Here is a 16,532-nt window from a genome sequence, read left to right as displayed (position 1 = left end):
AATCCCTTCCGGAATGGAATCAGAATCAGTTGTCTTGTGGTATGAAATTGATTTGAAGTTGCGATCATTGGCAACGCTTCCATTTTTGAGTTTGGATTATATCTTACCATATTTTGATAAGCAGATGGCTGTTTCTTTTAAAGGATGATGCAAGCTGGTTGATTTAAGACTTAATAGATCCGATTAACATCCCTTTGATAAAATACTTTTGCAGAAACGGATACACGATAATAATCGGTATGACGGAGACGACAATAACTGCCATTTGCACACCTGCCGGAGATACTTCATTTACGTTTTCTAATAAGCTGCCCGCTTGCCCAAGGTCGTTACTCAGTACGATTTCCCGAAGCCGCAGCTGAAGTGGATAAAGCGCTCGTGTATTGATAAAATACAACGCCGATGAATAAGAATTCCAATGGGATACCGCGTAGAACAAGCCCATAGTTGCCATAACAGGTTTGGACAAAGGAAGGATGACGCTCCACATCGTGCGCAGCTCTCCCGCTCCATCCATTCGCGCGCTGTCTATCAGCTCAGTAGGCAGGGCTGAGAAAAAAGAACGCATGATGAACAGGTTATATGCACTGATGGCCGATGGGATGATTAATACCCATAAAGAGTCGATCAAGTGCAAGTTTTTGATGACCATATAGTTCGGTATGAGCGGAGCGTGAAATATCATCGTAATTAGGATTAAAATCAGAACTCCTTTGCGCATCGAATATTCGGATCTGGATAAAGGATAGGCCAGTGATGCAGTTAAAATCAGATTAATAAGCGTTCCGACGACTGTAATAAATATACTTACCATGAAAGCTCTCCAGATGGAGGTATCCCCAAGAATAACTTGATAATTCATAAGCGTCCAATCTACAGGGAATAGCTTAACCTCGCCTGCATTAATGGCATGAGTGCTGCTAAATGATTTGGCGAGCACATGCAGCAGAGGGAAGACCATCAAGCACCCGACCAGCATCAGAAATATATAGTTAAAAACGTCAAACAGGCGACCTTTATTTTTCATTTACTCTTCGACTCCTTTCTAGTAAAGTCCATCCCCTGATGCTTTTTTGCTAAGCGTATTCCCGATCATGACTAGCAACAGTCCGACGACCGATTTAAAGAGGCCTATAGCTGTTGTATAGCTGTATTGCTGATCAATAAGACCCACTCGGTATATATACGTATCGAGAATACCTCCATTGGTCTCATTAAGCGAATTGATAAATACAAACACTCGCTCGAAGCCAAAATCAAGGAAGTTACCGATATGAAGCAGGAACATAATCATGATGGTGGGCAAGATCGTCGGGATCGTTATAGATAAGGTTTGTTTCCACCGATTTGCTCCGTCAATCCGGGCCGCCTCGTACAGCTCAGGATTCACAGCAGCGAGTGCGGCTAAATAAACAATAGTTCCCCATCCACTGTCTTTCCATATGCCTGTTCCAACCAGGATGGTACGAATATACGAGTCCTCGCCCAGAAAATAAACGGAGTCGAGCCCAAAAGCATTTAAGATCTGGTTCACGATACCTGTCGTTGGGGACAAAATGCCGATCATAATCCCCCCAATAATGACCCATGAGAGAAAATGGGGCAAATAAACGACGGTCTGCAAAATCCGTTTATAGAAAGCTTTTCTCACTTCATTAAGAAGGAGGGCGAATATTATGGGAACCGGAAACGCAAAGACCATATCATATAGGCCGATCAGGATAGTATTTTCAAGAATTCTCAAAAACTCTGGATAGGTGAACATCCGCCGGAACTGATCAAGGCCAACCCAAGGACTGCCTGTAAAACCTTTGAATATGTTGTAGTTTTGAAAGGCCATGATGGAACCCGCCAAGGGTAAGTATTTAAATACGATAAAAAAAATAATGCCCGGCAGTGAAATGAGATATAGCGCCTTATATTTGCGCAAATTGGTCATTCTTCTTTGGAATGGGGAAAGATCTGGCCTGCTCGCTGGCAATGCGGCTGGCACTTGTTGTGGCATAAATATCGCTCCTTTGGTTGCAGTTTGGATTTTGTTGTATGGCTAATGTTAATCCAATATCCAGGTCTTCAAAATGGAGATTTTTCGGCTTGCCTGTGTTTTATTACGATTGACTATTGTGCACAAATCTTGCGGGACTTCCCTGCAACTGAAGAAAAAGTATATTCAAATCCCTGACCATCGCTAATAAGAGATTGTTCTGGCAGATCAAGCGGAACAGCAGACCAAATTCGATATTCAGCGGTTAACGTAGAGTGAATCGTCGCTTCATCAAGCTTTCCTTGGCTCCAAGCAAGATCAACGGTAAAACCACCTCTTGCTCTCATTCCCATTATGCTGCCTGAAGCCCACTCCTTAGGAAGGGCAGGTAATAGTCGAAGTTCTCCTCGGTGGGATTGCAGCAGCATTTCTGCTACGCCTGCTGCTCCACCAAAGTTTCCGTCTATTTGAAAGGGTGGATGGCAGTCTAAAAGATTCGAATACGTGGAGGAGGCTAAGAGATTAAGTAAATGCTCGTAGGCTTCCGCACCCATACCGAGACGGGCATAAAAGTTGACGATCCATGCCCTGCTCCAGCCGGTATGGCCTCCACCTCCGTCAAGACGGCGTTCAAGCGTTCGTCGGGCTGCTGCGGCAAGCTCAGGGGTGTGCCTCATGTCAATCTGTTCACCCGGATGTAATGCGAACAACTGAGAAATATGCCGGTGACCTGCGTCTTGCTCTTCGTAGTTAAACAGCCATTCCTTAATCTGTCCATGACTGCCCACACTCGGCTGTGGAATGTGTTCAAGCGTCTCATGTAGTTCAGAGAGAAACATTGTATCTTCTTCTCCGAGAATTAATGCCGCTTCCGAACAGGCGGATAGCAATGTATATGCGATTTGCAAATCCATAGATGGTCCCATACAGAGGCTGCCGTTGCTTCCGTCCGAAAGAAGGAAGCGGTTTTCAGGGGAGACCGAAGGCCCAGTAATCCGTACACCACCCTCCTCTACCATGTAATCAAGCAGAAAAATCGCTGCTTCCTTCATCACTGGATAGGCCCTTTCCTTGAGAAAAGACAGGTTCAGTCCAAACCGGTAGTGTTCCCACAAATGAAGGCATAACCAAGCAGCACCCATTGGCCAGACCGTACAGGTAATTAGGATGCCTTCAGGTCGGGTTTCCGCCCATAAGTTAGTGTTATGATGAGCAACAAAACCGCGACAGCCATACATTTCTTTTGCCGTTTTTTGACCGTTCAACTGCATCCGTTCGATCAGATCAAACAGCGGTTCATGACATTCAGCCATATTTAGGACTTCGGCAGGCCAGTAATTCATCTGGAGGTTAATATTAATTGTATATTTTGATTCCCATGGCGGGGTAAAGCTATCATTCCATATGCCTTGCAGATTAGCAGGCAACGTACCTGGTCGAGAACTGGAAAGCAATAGGTAGCGCCCATACTGCACATATAGTGCAACTAGTCCTGGATCACCAAACTCATTGGAATTGCTTCTTTCATCTTTTGCTTGCTGTAACCGCAGTAATCGTTTATCGGTAGGAAGCTCGGCGTACGGGTCGCCATCCCTTGTTAAATCGATTGAAAATCGAGCAAACCGGGACTTGTATTCCTCCTTATGCCGCTTTATTAGAGTTGCAAAAGACTGAGCCGTGGCTTGATCCAATTGCTCCAGACAGGCTTTTTCAGGTTGATCCACACGAAAGGTACTCTGCGCTGCCAGCATAAGGGTGACGGAGTCTGCTCCCTCAATAGAGATGAAATCCCCAATGAGCCTCTGGCGGCCCCCTTGTTGAACTGCCCTTAGTGCTGTGCAAAAGCGAACACCATCCGCTCCGCATTCCCCATTCATTAGAACTGTGTTAGCAGGGCCAGTGCTACAGCCGGTATCGAACGGACGACGCATAAGATTCGCAGCCAACGTGATCTTGCCAAGTCTGTCAGCTGTCAATCGGACTACTAATACACCGTCCGGTTCACTTACAAAATATTGCCTGTAATAGCGAACCCCGCCACAAAGGTACGATACCGTAACAACCGCTTGCTCCAAATCGAGCTCCCGCTCGTATTCTTCAATAACCTCACTGGAATCCAGAAACTTCAAAATCAAATCGCCAAGTGGCTGGTACGGCTGTTCATATTTTGGTGAAGCAGTCATAGCCATTCGAGCCAAATGTTCTGCCTCCGCCTGCCTGCCGTCTTTCAGCATTTGCCGAATCTCCGTCAAATACGGCTGAGCTGCAGGATTAGCTGCGCGTCCAGGGCCGCCGTACCAGATTGAATCTTCGTTAAGCTGGATTTTATCTTGGCCGATCATACCAGACACCATCGCCCCAAGGCGCCCGTTTCCTATGGGAAGAGCCTCATTCCAATTTGACGCCGGGCTTGTATACCATAATCGAAGACGTTCTGATTCCCGCATGGTTGCCGATAATGCCACCTCTTGTTTCGCTCGTCTTCTTTCACTCAACTCTTGTTCACCTGGCCTTTCCTATTTTCAGGTCATATCATTCGTCAGTAACTCCACTTCTTATGCTACTCTTGATTCTGATGTCTCTCCATGGCATAGATTGTTAGGGGTTGTGTTTTTTTATGATCCAAACTAAAAAGGATGCGGAAGATTCCGCACCCTACTGTAAATTATTTTTTTATATTACTGAGCGCATTTCGACCTAAACGTTCCATCAGCTGCTGCTTGTAGAGACTATTAATGACGACATGTTGACCGCAACTGCACCAATATCCATCTTCACGGGGCCGGGGATCATAATCGTTAGGAACCAGTCCGGGTACCTTGCTACCAACATGGCCAATGGCGTAGTTTTGAGCGGTTGGTGGCCGCTGTAAAGTGAGTTCTCCTTGCGTATTCCAGGTTACATAATTCGCGCCTGCCCAGCCATGTCCGCTGCCTAACCACGCCCTATCCCGAATAGAGATGGGAGCTTTGATATTATCGAACAGGCCTCCGACTGACCAGCGATGATGAGGCTCACTGGTGTTATAATTGTTAACAGCTTCCCCATCCAGAAATACATTTGGCCCCGGTACCCAGCTATCGACGGTGAACGCATGCCGCGCCGTTTCTGTATAAATACGTTGAGCGAGATTTAGCTGGCCCATCTGATGTATGACATAACGGCGACCCCCAGTAACCATACTGATCATATCGTACATTTGACAATCCTGAACCGTAATCCATTTGGAATAACGCTTCATTTGAACGAGAGAATAGGACAGATGGTAACCCGTCACATCTCGAACCCAGCCATTCTTCACACTGTTGAATACGACAAAACGCTCAGCATGCTTTTCGTCCGCATAATAAGGATCCGTTGTATCGTTATCCATCTTAATATCTATAATGCTCGGGTCAAAATCGGACTCTACCCTCATATTCTCTACCCCCACCTGCTGAATGCGGGCATGGTCTGTATATTTATAGATCTCTCCGCCGCCCCACTGAAGTTCGATAGCATTCGCTAGTGGGGCATCGACCGTAATCGCATTACCTACAATAGCAGTGATGACTCGGTCAAAATCCAGATTGAACGGTGACCATTGGGTTACGGTTCCACCCGGGCGCTTATATATGTTATCCATGCCAATTTCGTGAATCCAGTTTTTATCACCTATTCTGAGGACTATGATCTGATCGCCTACACGATAAGCATTCCCGTCTTCTACATGGAAAGTGCGCGAGCCTGAGGGTACATACAAATCTGAAATCATCCGTTTCGAGTTGCTGTCCAGCATAAGATCTGCATTTTCACCAATTTCAACTAGATTTCGTTGTTTCACTCCGGTACCATAGAGAATGGTGCCCTCTTTGTCCTGACCTTCGCCGCGAAGGACGATCCCGCTTGCTTTAATGAATAACGTGCCTCCGATTTCATATCTGCCTTTTTTCAACAGGATCGCTCCGCGGAATCCGTTCTTATCGAGCGGGCGCTTGGCCAACTGGTCAATCGCAACCTGAATACGTTCCGTCGCGTCTCCGTCTAAGGGTAGAACGGTCGACTTAACGGGGATATTCGGGATTTCAACACCGCCACCCCTATAACCCGCATTGGAAAAATCTAAGATCCGATTACCTCGATAATCACCGATATACATCATCATTCCATCGTTACCAAGGAAAGCAATTGGGCTCTGTCCCGCGGAGATGCTCTTTGGATCCAGCACGGTAAAATAATATGAGTCATACTGAGGAGATTTTCCGTCCTGTTTGAGGGTCATTCGCAGTTCATAAGTACCCAGTTGTTCTGCCGTGCCTAACGGTGTCCATTCCATTAATGAGTCTTTGACCATAGGAGTCTCAGGCAAACTATCAACCAGCTTCGTTCTATCAAAAATCAATTCACCGGCAACCCTTCCGTCAACACACGATGTGAAGGAAACCGTCGGATAAACCTCCCTAGGCTTGAGGATAGCTGGTTGACCAATTTCAGTAGTCATGTGCGTATGCTTTAACGTGGAATTAATAATAAAGAGTTCACCTCCTTTTCTATATTCACTCTCACAAGTCGGATACATATTACCTTGGCTAAAGAAGAATTAACATGTCATTTTTATTGATTGGAATGTGTTTTCTTATTCACCTATTTAAGCAAACCCTTGCACCCGCATGGTGCTGAGCAACGATTAAGCCAAACTAAAGATAAGATTCTAAAGGCACTAAATAAGGGATGAAAGTTAACTTAGATAAAAAAAGGCGCGATCCCAAAGGGCATCACGCTTTTTTATCTAGCTTAGATTTCCTATAACTGGGTGTGGCACATAAGGCTCTTCTAGTCTCGCTATATCACTTGGCTCCAGCGTCACTGATAACGCTGCAACGGCGTCCTCCAGATGATTAGGTTTGGTTGCACCAATGATAGGCGATGTTACTGGCTTTTTTTGCAGAACCCAAGCAAGCGCTACTTGTGCACGTGGAATCCCCCGCTTAGCCGCAATTTCGGCAACTACCTCAACAACCTTGCGGTCAGCTTCAGCCATTTTTGCATAAAATGCCTTTCCGACTTCGTCTATCTCTGAACGAGCTGTTTGTTCATTCCAATCACGGGTTAGTCGGCCTTTAGCAAGCGGACTCCATGGGATCACACCGATTCCTTCTTCCCGGCAAAGAGGCAACATTTCCCGATCTTCTTCCCTGTAGAGTAGATTCAAGTAATTTTGCATAGAGACAAATTTAGTCCAACCATTTCGCTCAGCAACATGCTGTGCCTGCAAGAACTGCCAAGCATACATAGAGGACGCTCCAATATATCTAACTTTACCTGCCTTTACTACGTCATGAAGGGCCTCCATGGTCTCTTCGATAGGGGTGTCATTATCCCAACGATGGATCTGGTATAGGTCCACATAATCTGTGCCCAGCCGTTTTAGACTGTTGTCTATTTCGGTCATAATCGCTTTGCGTGAAAGTCCTGCCCCATTTGGTCCCTGATGCATCCGGAAAAACACCTTTGTCGCAATGACTACCTCATCGCGGCGAGCGAATTCTTTTAAGGCACGTCCGACAATTTCTTCGCTTGTTCCGTCAGAGTATACATTAGCCGTATCAAAGAAGTTGATGCCAAGCTCCAGTGCTCTTTTAATAAAGGGTCTGCTCTGCTCCTCATTTAGCGACCACGGAGCCATTCCACGTTCAGGTACTCCGTAACTCATACAGCCAAGACAAATTCTAGATACGTCCAAACCAGTACGTCCAAGTTTTATATATTCCATTCGCTTGTGCCTCCTTTAGATTTTGGGTTTGTTTACTCCTAAACTGCGGCGAATTTCCATATTTGGTGTCTCGGCCAATTTAACAACTAATGCAGCCACACTTTTTCGCGACACTTCTCTCCCTTTAAAAGGTTCACCTTTCTGAGTTGTTTCGTATTCTATCTCGTCTTTATAGGTAAACCATCCAGGTCTCAGAATTGTATAGTTAAGATTTGAAGCTTCAATGATCTCTGCAGATTTACGATATGGATCCAATATACTGCTGTACTTCTCTCCTGGAACTTCATCGTAAATGCCCATTGAGCTGATAAAAATCAAACGTTTAAGACCAGTGGTGTTCATTGCTTCAACAATAGTCTTAGACATTTTCTCCAAATTACCTGCCAGATTAGCATAAACAACATCTTGCCCGATCATCGCTTCTTTTAATTGCTCACTATCCAACACATCTCCTTCAACTACTCGAGCACGGCTGGATGTTATATGGCTTAATCTGTCCGAGTTACGGAGATAAAGTATTAACCGGGCATCGGTTTCGTTCAAGAATAAATCAATCGCATGACGAGCAATTCCACCGTTAGCGCCTAAGATCAAAACATTGCTCAATTTCAAAACCCCTTTCTTAGTTCTAATTATGCGATGTATGAAGTTGACAGCGTTATCTCAATTATCTTAAATGATTGCCTATTCCTCTCACTAGCACTAACACAAAAGATGCTTTTACTTTATAATTGAGTAAGAATAAAACATTAGGAGGAGCACATGTCTGAAGAATTACTAGAGCGGAAAGAAGAACTCGCCAGATTGATTGAACATCATTCGTGCCAGGATGAAGTATATGAGACCGCTATCCCCTCATTGTTTGTGATTCGTAACTCCAACGTGACTGAGCCAGTATACAGAGTATACAAACCTTCTTTATGTTTCATTGCGCAAGGAACAAAGGAGATCATACTGGCCAAGGACCGTTTTGAGTATGGTCCCGCAAATTATCTAATATCATCAATGAATTTACCGGTTATCGGTCAGATTATAAAAGCTTCTCCCAATGCACCCTATTTAAGCTTTAAGCTAGAATTTACGCAGAGTCAGATATTGAAGGTACTAAATGATTCCGAATTTAAACTCGCTCCGAAAGAAAATGCTAAGCGAGCTATGTATGTCGGGCAGATAGAGTTATCACTATTGGATGCGATCCTACGATTGGTACGTTTGCTGGATGATCCCAAGGACATTCCGTTTTTGGCTCCGATTTATACTGATGAAATTCTATACCGGCTTCTGCAGGGACCATATGGAGTTACACTCGCACAGATTGCGATGGAAGGAAGCAGCACCTACCGCATTCGGGAGGCCATCGAACAGATTATCGAGAACTGTGATAAACCTTTGCGCATTGAAGAGCTTGCTGAAACAGCCAGTATGAGCATTTCATCGTTCCATAGACACTTCAAAGAGGTAACTGCCATGAGTCCTATTCAGTTTCAAAAGCATCTTCGCTTACAGGAAGCTCGCCGCCTTTTATTATCTGAATCAGCGGATGCAGCGGATGTCGCGTTTCGCGTTGGCTATGAAAGTGCATCACAATTCAGCCGCGAATATTCACGGATGTTCGGTTCACCACCTAGAGCAGACATCAAGCGTTTGAAGGAAGATATGCTCATTTGATAAAAGCGTGCTTCATTCACAATATGGAACTATCCGCTAAACACCAACATGTATAGGTAACTTTTGCGCACACGCTGATTCTATCGGGTTTATCGCTAATGAGCTTATTACTATCGGACCCAGAGGACCTTAAACGCAGTAATATCTCACATTTGGGATGCTAAAGGACCGCATAGCTGCTATTGGCTCAAAAAACGCTCAATCTGAATCGCTTTCGAAGTAATAGCTGCAATGAGGTCCGAAACTAAGCTCAAAAAGGGATAAATACGCAAATAACGTCCTCTGAGTCCTTAAGCCCAAGAGGTTTATAAATACAAGCTGAGGCAAACAACCAACGACGACAAAAAAACAACGACAACCAAAAAACACAAAGCAGCGATTCATCCATACTTGGAGAATCGCTGCTTTGTGTTTTCCACAAGCTAACACTGCTTTTTCTGACGAACACGTAGCCGACCGCTTTTTATTTCTTTTGATAGCTAAACCAATCATAATAAGCAGTTGTTTGATTAGGAGAGTAGCTATACATACCGAAAAATACTCCAGTAAATCCTCCTGCGACTTCAGTAGAAATCAAGTGTGTCTCGGCTTCGCCAAGCTGATGCCATATTTGATCCACACCTCGATAGTAAAACATATATTTTTCAGGTGATGCCTGGATTCTAAATTCTACCGCCGTGCCTTCGAAAGGCGAAGAGTATGCCACATCGCTTATGCTCCCTACCTGTCTGCGCAGTGTAATAACATTTTCACCTTCCATTTGCGTTAGTCCAATTGCGTAGTGATACTGCTGATCCATAAAAACTACAAGACCAGCTTCGTCACCATCAAGAGGGCTAAATTCCATTTTGGTGGTAATTTCACAATTCAAATGCCGCTGTCTACAACCAATAAAAGCAGGCGTTCCCTTCTCATTTAATCTCACATCTGATCCACGTAAAGCTAGCCACCCTCCCCGTTCCTGCAATGACCAATCTACCTTATTAGCATTACGAATGAAATTCCAGCTCATTCTTAGGTCAGATTGATTAAAATCGTCGGTTTCAGGCTCTTCTTCCCACGGCATTGGTGAAGGCAGGTCAGCTTCCATTTCTAATCCAACCACTCCGTTATCCCCAATCATTGGCCAACCCTCCTCCGTCCACTGAACCGGAGCCAAATATGTCTCTCTGCCAAGATGATGACGGTAAGGATAACCTACTGGTCGAATCCCCAGAAATACCGCCCACCAGCTACCATCCTGTGCTTCAACTAAATCGGCATGTCCTGTAGCTTGAATGGGGTAATCTGAACTTCGATGAGTCAAAATCGGATTGTGAGGAGACGATTCATAAGGCCCATATGGCGATTTACTTCTTGCAATAGTCTCCATATGTCCATATTCTGTCCCACCTTCTGCACACATCAAATAATAGTAATCGTTTATTTTGTAAAGATGTGGACCCTCCGGGAATTTCCCTCCGCTACCAGTCCAGATCAAGCGTGTATCGCTAAGCTTTTGACCCGTTTCAATATCAATCTCACATTGGTAGATCCCCATTCCTTGCTCGGAGCCTGTGCTTGTGAAATAAACCTTTCCATCATCAAAAAACAAGGAGGGATCAATACCTTCCTGCTCCACATAAAGTGAATCCGACCATTCGCCTGCAGGGTCATCCGCCCAAACGTAGAAATGACCTCCGCTATCCTGATTTGTCGTAACCATATAAAAACGACCGTTATAATAACGAAGAGTCGGCGCCCACACACCTCCGGAAACCACTGATTCATCAAATTGAAGCTGATTCTCACGAGTCAAACAATACCCAAGCTGCTTCCAATGCACCAAATCCTTGCTGTGCCAAATAGGTATTCCCGGAGAATAGGCAAATGAACTGTTTACCAGATAATAATCCTCGTCTACTCTGCAAATGCTTGGATCTGGATAAAACCCCGGGATAATCGGATTGTTATATTTCATGTAGTATTCTCCTTCTCTATCTTAATCACTGAAACCTATGTCAAGGATTATACTGCTTCAGCTGGATAGAAAGCCTTGATTATTCGGTCCTAAAATAGCATGATATAGACATTCATCTAGACAAGCTTTTGGAGGGTAACGAGTTGAGTGAATTTTATTTAAAATGGTTTACATCTGATCGTCAATTTCCATTTTTTATTCAATACGGCTATCACGACGAAGACACCGATCTACATAGACATGCGGACTTTTCAGAGCTCGTAATTGTATTGAGTGGCACAGCTACACATATTGTTAATACTGAGGAGTCTTTTATCAAAAAGGGAAATGTGTTTGTAATTAATGGTTCGACCCCGCATGCTTTTAAAGATCCTCAGGATTTTAAGATCTGCAATATTATGTTTCAGCCTGAAATGCTATCGACAGCTGGGCCAGATTTGCGGACATCCAACGGCTTTCAAGCATTATTTGTGTTGGAACCCCTGTATCGTCATAAACATTCCTACACAAGCAAACTCAGCTTGCCGATTCCTAACCTGGAGTATGTCTCTTTTCTCATAGCGGGCATGATTGAAGAATATCACAACAAGCTACAGGGTTATCAGACCATGCTGGGCTCCAAGTTTATGGAACTGGTTGTCTATTTGTCCAGACATTATGACCAACAGGAAAAAGGGATTCAAGGGAACCATCTGATGCATTTGGCGAATGCACTCTCATATATGGAAGATCGTTATCTTGAGCCCTTAACACTGGATCAGATCGCCAAACATTCGGACATTTCAGTCAGACACTTAAACCGGATCTTTCGCTCCTACTATCAGACAACCCCGATCGCTTATCTTCATCGTTTACGTCTGGAACGGGCTTGCGGACTATTAAAGCATTCTAACCTCAGTATCACCCAAATCTCACATGAATGCGGGTTTAGTGATAGCAATTATTTTACCCGCCAATTCACCAAAATCTATGGGATGTCACCTAAGGTCTATAGGAACAAGCTTTGAGGGTAAAAAAAGAACACCAGGCAGCGATTCTCCTATTGTTGGAAAATTACTGTCTGGTGTTTTTGGATTAACCAGCTTACCTGATCAGATTATGGGCAAGTGAATATAAACAAACTAATGGTCCGCATATCGCTTATAGCAAACCTTGGAATGTAACCGATCGGAATGCCCTCTCCGTATTCTCTTAGTTCTGTGTCTTAATCGAATCTGGGAGATAACTGCATTCTATACACTTATTCCGTACGGAAAAGGAACCTTCATACTTTAACTGCATTCTATACAACTAAAAACGATCAAATCCACCTATTGGGTAGAAAATCAAGGAAATAGATGTACGAAGTACACTTATATCCCCGAGCTGAGTGATTTGAAGGAATATAGTTGTACGAAATGCAGTTAAACGTTGGTACACATCGCATCCATCGGCTATCTATTCAGCGTTAGCGTGCTCGTCGCTTATTAGTTAATAAGTTAATTCATACCAACAATGGAACATATGTCTTTTCCAGAAACGCAATTTCTTCATAGGTTAACGCATATATTTAGATTTTTGGATCTGATCTGTTTCTGTGCGATGAGTTGTTTCTGCTCAGTCTCACGTAAGTCTTCTTGTTCATCCGCCTCTTTCCGAGTAAGCCTGTGTCCAAAGAATCTTCATTTCATAAAATAGCTTAATAAGGTTTCTGCGCTTCTACTTGGGAATATGAGGTGACATGATGTTATTTTCTGCACAAGGGGTACCACCCCAAGGATATTACCAAAGCATCTGGGACTTTACTTCCCACAACGAAAACAGTACAAAGGAAGCTGGGAATGTCGTTCCTTTTGACTTCGGACGGGCGGCTGAGTTCAGAGCGCCCAAAAGCATTGAAACGAGTATTGCTCCAGCACTAACACCTTATTGTTTAGAGCCATTTGGCGGATACGTAGCCACCATTTCCAGAGGGAAGGTATGGGGAGAATCTGGTGCCCTTCTAACACCAGAAGGGAAATTGATCTTTGATCTTTCCCAAGAATATGATGCCGAACAATACAAGATGCTTGAAGCAGATGAGCACCCAGTGTTTCACCGGTGGAACGATCCTCAGCTTCAACATTTTGCCGGGACCGCGGCGGTGTTAACATTTTGCGGAGCCCATAACTATTTTCATTGGATGTATGATGTGCTTCCTAGATTAGCGATGCTTCAATCGAGCGGAATCACTTACTCCACTATTATCATGAATCCAAATCCGTATGGACCCTTTGTGGAACAAACGTGGGCCATGCTTGGGATATCCGAGTCATTGGTGATCCGGACGAATTCAGAAGCATATGTTCAGGCTGACCAGCTACTTGTCCCTTCCTTAATGATGAATTCACATTATCCTCCTTGGACCACGGATACACTGCGGAGATTTTTGTTACCGCATAGAGAAACAACACTAGTCACTCCAGAACGAATTTATATCTCACGAAAAAAAGCAAGCTCAAGAAGGTTGGTTAATGAAGATGATGTCATCCGCTGCCTAGAGAAATTTAATATCGTACCGATTTGTCTAGAAGACTGGACGGTTGCCCAGCAAATCCAATTATTCGCCTCAGCGAAAGTAATCGTAGGTCCGCATGGTGCTGGACTCGCTAATCTGGCTTTTTGCCAGCCTGGAACACTGGTCATTGAAATTTTCCATGCCCAGCATGTTGTTCCAACCTATTGGATGATCAGCAACCATAATAATCTCGAATATTATATGGTGTACGGGCAAGGTGTAGCAGATCCTGCGATTCGTTTTCCAGGACTGGAAGACATCTATGTGAACGTAGATCGTCTGAAACAAACGATGCATCTGGCAGGCTTGGAATGAGAAGCTTGCTTACTACTTTCTCGAATTCAAAAAGCGCAAAGCATATTTTGCTTTGCGCTTTTTAAGAAACATAGATTTAATCACGCCGTGTTACATACTTCAACCATAGCCCATCATCCGCAAGTTTTTCTACACTTTTTAAGCTGAAATTTGCTGGGGTCTGTTGTTTCATAGATGCATCCATTTCAAATATGGTCACAGAATTAGAGGCACCATCTACGATGGGAACAATAACCAAGCTTAACTCATCAATTAAGTTTTCGTTCAGGAAAGAGCCGTTTAAAACGCCCCCACCCTCCAGCATCAATTCATCGATTGAAAATAATTGTTTTAGCTTTCCCACAACTACAGAAAAATCCAATCGTTCTTTTCCACCGAATATATATGAGATTCCTAGATTTTTCAGATAAGCTAGATAAGCATCAGATACCTGTTCTGTAAGCACTTCAATGATATGATCCTCTGTTCTATTGTAACTTTCTTCTGAAATGTAGTTTTTGGTCCAGCCTAATTTTCCAGTGGGATCTACAGCTACTGCATATGTTGAGGCATCATTTTGAACGATAAAGTCTGTTCTAGGAATGCTTGAAGTGTTACTCTGCTCTAATTCTAATTTATTGCCTAACGTAAAATTTTCCTCCATGGTAATCCTGCCACATATCCAAGCTTTACATCCATACCGATCATGAATGTTTTCGTACTCATCAATAAAATAGGCAGTCCGTTCTTCATCCAAGTAATCTCCGATGGTTTTACCATCCAATGAGGTAAGCATATGGCAAATAATATAGGGCCTGTCCATAACGATCCCCCTTTAACCTACTTGAACTGTTGGACGAATAATCATTTCATTGATAGCCACATCTGAAGGTTGCTCAATGGCAAATGTGATGGCACGAGCGATGCTGTCTGCATCAATGGCTATTTTGTAAAATTCATTCAAGCCAGCTTTTGACTCTGCATCTGAGGTAGTAGCTAACAATTCGCTGCTGACGGCTCCTGGAGAAACATTGGTAACACGAATATTGGTTCCACTCATCGCTTCTTCTTGACGAAGCCCTTCAGAAATTGCTCTAACCGCATGCTTGGTGCCACAATATACTGTACCCCCTGGGTAAATGTTATGGCCAGCAACCGATGATAAGTTAATAATATGACCAGATTTTTGCTCTCTCATTGATGGGAGAACAGCTGCAATCGCATATAAAACCCCTTTGATATTTACGTCAATCATTTGATCCCATTCATCCACCTTTTTCTTAAAAGGAAAAGCTTGTGGCATGATTCCCGCATTATTAACTAATACATCAATTTTGCCAAACTCTTTAAGTGCATAAGCAGCCAGTTCTTCCATTTGTGCTTGGGAAGTCACATCTGTCACTTTGTAGATGGCTGTTCCACCACTTTGTTCAATTTCTCCTTGAAGCTTTTGAAGACGTTCCTCACGACGAGCGGCTAGAACAAGCTTAGCACCTTTAGAGGCTAGTTCTTTCGCGGCGGCTTCCCCAATCCCACTAGAAGCACCTGTAATAATTACGACTTTATCTTTGATATTTGGCATGTGAAAAAACACCCTTTCGATATTGTATATTGATTCATTAATAGACTATAATCTATTATTATAAACAGTTACAGAATACATTCAATTGTACGATGAGTCTGTTTTGTTCAATACTAAACAGATCCTATAAATGTGTTTATTATTTTTAGAAAGTAAGGTGAACCCCGAATGTCTAAAGTGGATAGAAGAATACTCAAATCTCAAGATGCGCTTAAAAAGGCCGTCATTGAACTGATGACCAAGAAAAATTTTGACGACATTACCATACAGGACCTCTCCGACACAGCAAATGTAAGCCGGGGAACGATCTACCTTCATTATCTGGATAAATATGATTTGTTAGATAAACTTATCGAAGAACATATAGAGGTCCTAAGAGCACTTTGTGAATCGGCGTCTGAATTGGATTTTATCGAGGCAACGTTGATCTGGACGGAATACTTCGATAAAAATTATTCTTTCTTCTCTATGATGTTAGCGAGTAAAGGTGCTCCTTATTTTCGAAATCGTTTCTTAAGCTTTCTTCTCGATGAGTTTCGGCATGAAGTAAATGTCACCGCAGGAATAAACCAAGGGTTAAATGAAGAGGTTATTATTAGTTTTGTTGCATCGGCTTATGCAGGGGTAGTGGAATGGTGGTTCAAGAATGAAAGACCTGTAGCACATCAAGTCTTGGCTGAACAACTCGGAACGTTATTAGAGAGGAATTTATAAAAAGAGCGGCGATTCTCCTATAATAGGTGAATCGCCGCTCTT

13 protein-coding genes are annotated in these 16,532 nt (G+C 43.5%); 4 read left to right on the top strand and 9 right to left on the bottom strand.

Going from position 1 to position 16,532, the window contains the following annotated elements; all coding sequences use genetic code 11:
- Window positions 1–163 precede the first annotated feature (163 nt).
- The 6 genes from NSQ66_RS14770 to NSQ66_RS14745 all read right to left on the bottom strand — a co-directional run bounded on the left by NSQ66_RS14770 (window position 164) and on the right by NSQ66_RS14745 (window position 8,342).
- Entirely contained in the window at window positions 164–1,027 is an 864-nt protein-coding gene (locus tag NSQ66_RS14770; RefSeq protein ID WP_076125649.1) for a carbohydrate ABC transporter permease, read from the bottom strand.
- Between the two features lie 18 nt (window positions 1,028–1,045).
- Window positions 1,046–1,939, bottom strand: coding sequence for an ABC transporter permease subunit (locus NSQ66_RS14765; protein ID WP_076142113.1), 894 nt, complete (start codon window positions 1,937–1,939; stop codon window positions 1,046–1,048).
- Window positions 1,940–2,118: 179 nt separating this feature from the next.
- Window positions 2,119–4,479 carry a glycoside hydrolase family 95 protein gene (locus tag NSQ66_RS14760; protein ID WP_249267766.1) on the bottom strand — a complete coding sequence of 787 codons (2,361 nt, stop codon included), beginning with the start codon at window positions 4,477–4,479 and terminating at the stop codon, window positions 2,119–2,121.
- A gap of 170 nt (window positions 4,480–4,649) precedes the next feature.
- Window positions 4,650–6,464 (bottom strand): hypothetical protein, encoded by a 1,815-nt coding sequence (locus tag NSQ66_RS14755; RefSeq protein WP_155986532.1) that lies wholly within the window; start codon window positions 6,462–6,464, stop codon window positions 4,650–4,652.
- 288 nt (window positions 6,465–6,752) lie between these two features.
- On the bottom strand, window positions 6,753–7,736 hold the full coding sequence (locus NSQ66_RS14750; RefSeq protein WP_076142106.1) for an aldo/keto reductase: 984 nt from the start codon (window positions 7,734–7,736) through the stop codon (window positions 6,753–6,755).
- Between the two features lie 15 nt (window positions 7,737–7,751).
- On the bottom strand, window positions 7,752–8,342 hold the full coding sequence (locus NSQ66_RS14745) for an NAD(P)H-binding protein (protein ID WP_076142105.1): 591 nt from the start codon (window positions 8,340–8,342) through the stop codon (window positions 7,752–7,754).
- Between the two features lie 156 nt (window positions 8,343–8,498).
- Between NSQ66_RS14745 and NSQ66_RS14740 the strand changes: the two genes are divergently transcribed.
- Complete coding sequence (locus NSQ66_RS14740) at window positions 8,499–9,404, top strand: AraC family transcriptional regulator (RefSeq protein WP_076142104.1); 906 nt, start codon at window positions 8,499–8,501, stop codon at window positions 9,402–9,404.
- A gap of 463 nt (window positions 9,405–9,867) precedes the next feature.
- On the opposite strand, the gene NSQ66_RS14735 is transcribed toward NSQ66_RS14740, so the two are convergent.
- Window positions 9,868–11,364 carry a glycoside hydrolase family 43 protein gene (locus NSQ66_RS14735; protein WP_076142103.1) on the bottom strand — a complete coding sequence of 499 codons (1,497 nt, stop codon included), beginning with the start codon at window positions 11,362–11,364 and terminating at the stop codon, window positions 9,868–9,870.
- Window positions 11,365–11,507: 143 nt separating this feature from the next.
- On the opposite strand from NSQ66_RS14735, the gene NSQ66_RS14730 reads away from it, so the two are divergent.
- Both NSQ66_RS14730 and NSQ66_RS14725 read left to right on the top strand, forming a co-directional pair.
- A complete protein-coding gene (locus tag NSQ66_RS14730) occupies window positions 11,508–12,371 on the top strand; it encodes an AraC family transcriptional regulator (RefSeq protein WP_038570981.1) in 864 nt (287 codons plus the stop codon).
- 713 nt (window positions 12,372–13,084) lie between these two features.
- Window positions 13,085–14,215, top strand: a complete 1,131-nt coding sequence (locus NSQ66_RS14725) for a glycosyltransferase family 61 protein (protein WP_081388157.1) — start codon at window positions 13,085–13,087, stop codon at window positions 14,213–14,215.
- A gap of 76 nt (window positions 14,216–14,291) precedes the next feature.
- Here NSQ66_RS14725 and NSQ66_RS14720 read toward each other — a convergent pair whose 3' ends face one another.
- Together NSQ66_RS14720 and NSQ66_RS14715 are read right to left on the bottom strand one after the other, a co-directional pair.
- Window positions 14,292–15,017: a RibD family protein gene (locus tag NSQ66_RS14720; RefSeq protein WP_076142102.1), complete on the bottom strand. Its 726-nt coding sequence runs from the start codon at window positions 15,015–15,017 to the stop codon at window positions 14,292–14,294.
- A 12-nt stretch (window positions 15,018–15,029) separates the two neighbouring features.
- A complete protein-coding gene (locus tag NSQ66_RS14715) occupies window positions 15,030–15,776 on the bottom strand; it encodes an SDR family oxidoreductase (RefSeq protein WP_076142101.1) in 747 nt (248 codons plus the stop codon).
- Between the two features lie 168 nt (window positions 15,777–15,944).
- Here NSQ66_RS14715 and NSQ66_RS14710 point away from each other — a divergent pair, with 168 nt between their 5' ends.
- Complete coding sequence (locus tag NSQ66_RS14710) at window positions 15,945–16,490, top strand: TetR/AcrR family transcriptional regulator (RefSeq protein ID WP_076105670.1); 546 nt, start codon at window positions 15,945–15,947, stop codon at window positions 16,488–16,490.
- Window positions 16,491–16,532: the final 42 nt, after the last annotated feature.

Origin of the sequence: Paenibacillus sp. FSL H3-0329 (genome assembly GCF_037963285.1) — a bacterium.
GTDB lineage: Bacteria > Bacillota > Bacilli > Paenibacillales > Paenibacillaceae > Paenibacillus_AQ > Paenibacillus_AQ odorifer.
The sequence above is the reverse complement of the archived record's forward strand: the minus strand, read 5'-3'. Positions and strand labels throughout refer to the sequence as shown.

Bases quoted from the DNA above. Each gene is read 5' to 3' on its own strand.
- NSQ66_RS14770 (WP_076125649.1), bottom strand. From the start codon at position 1,027: ATGAAAAATAAAGGTCGCCTGTTTGACGTTTTTAACTATATATTTCTG.
- NSQ66_RS14765 (WP_076142113.1), bottom strand. From the start codon at position 1,939: ATGACCAATTTGCGCAAATATAAGGCGCTATATCTCATTTCACTGCCG.
- NSQ66_RS14755 (WP_155986532.1), bottom strand. From the start codon at position 6,464: ATGACTACTGAAATTGGTCAACCAGCTATCCTCAAGCCTAGGGAGGTT.
- NSQ66_RS14750 (WP_076142106.1), bottom strand. From the start codon at position 7,736: ATGGAATATATAAAACTTGGACGTACTGGTTTGGACGTATCTAGAATT.
- NSQ66_RS14740 (WP_076142104.1), top strand. From the start codon at position 8,499: ATGTCTGAAGAATTACTAGAGCGGAAAGAAGAACTCGCCAGATTGATT.
- NSQ66_RS14735 (WP_076142103.1), bottom strand. From the start codon at position 11,364: ATGAAATATAACAATCCGATTATCCCGGGGTTTTATCCAGATCCAAGC.
- NSQ66_RS14725 (WP_081388157.1), top strand. From the start codon at position 13,085: ATGATGTTATTTTCTGCACAAGGGGTACCACCCCAAGGATATTACCAA.
- NSQ66_RS14720 (WP_076142102.1), bottom strand. From the start codon at position 15,017: ATGGACAGGCCCTATATTATTTGCCATATGCTTACCTCATTGGATGGT.
- NSQ66_RS14715 (WP_076142101.1), bottom strand. From the start codon at position 15,776: ATGCCAAATATCAAAGATAAAGTCGTAATTATTACAGGTGCTTCTAGT.
- NSQ66_RS14710 (WP_076105670.1), top strand. From the start codon at position 15,945: ATGTCTAAAGTGGATAGAAGAATACTCAAATCTCAAGATGCGCTTAAA.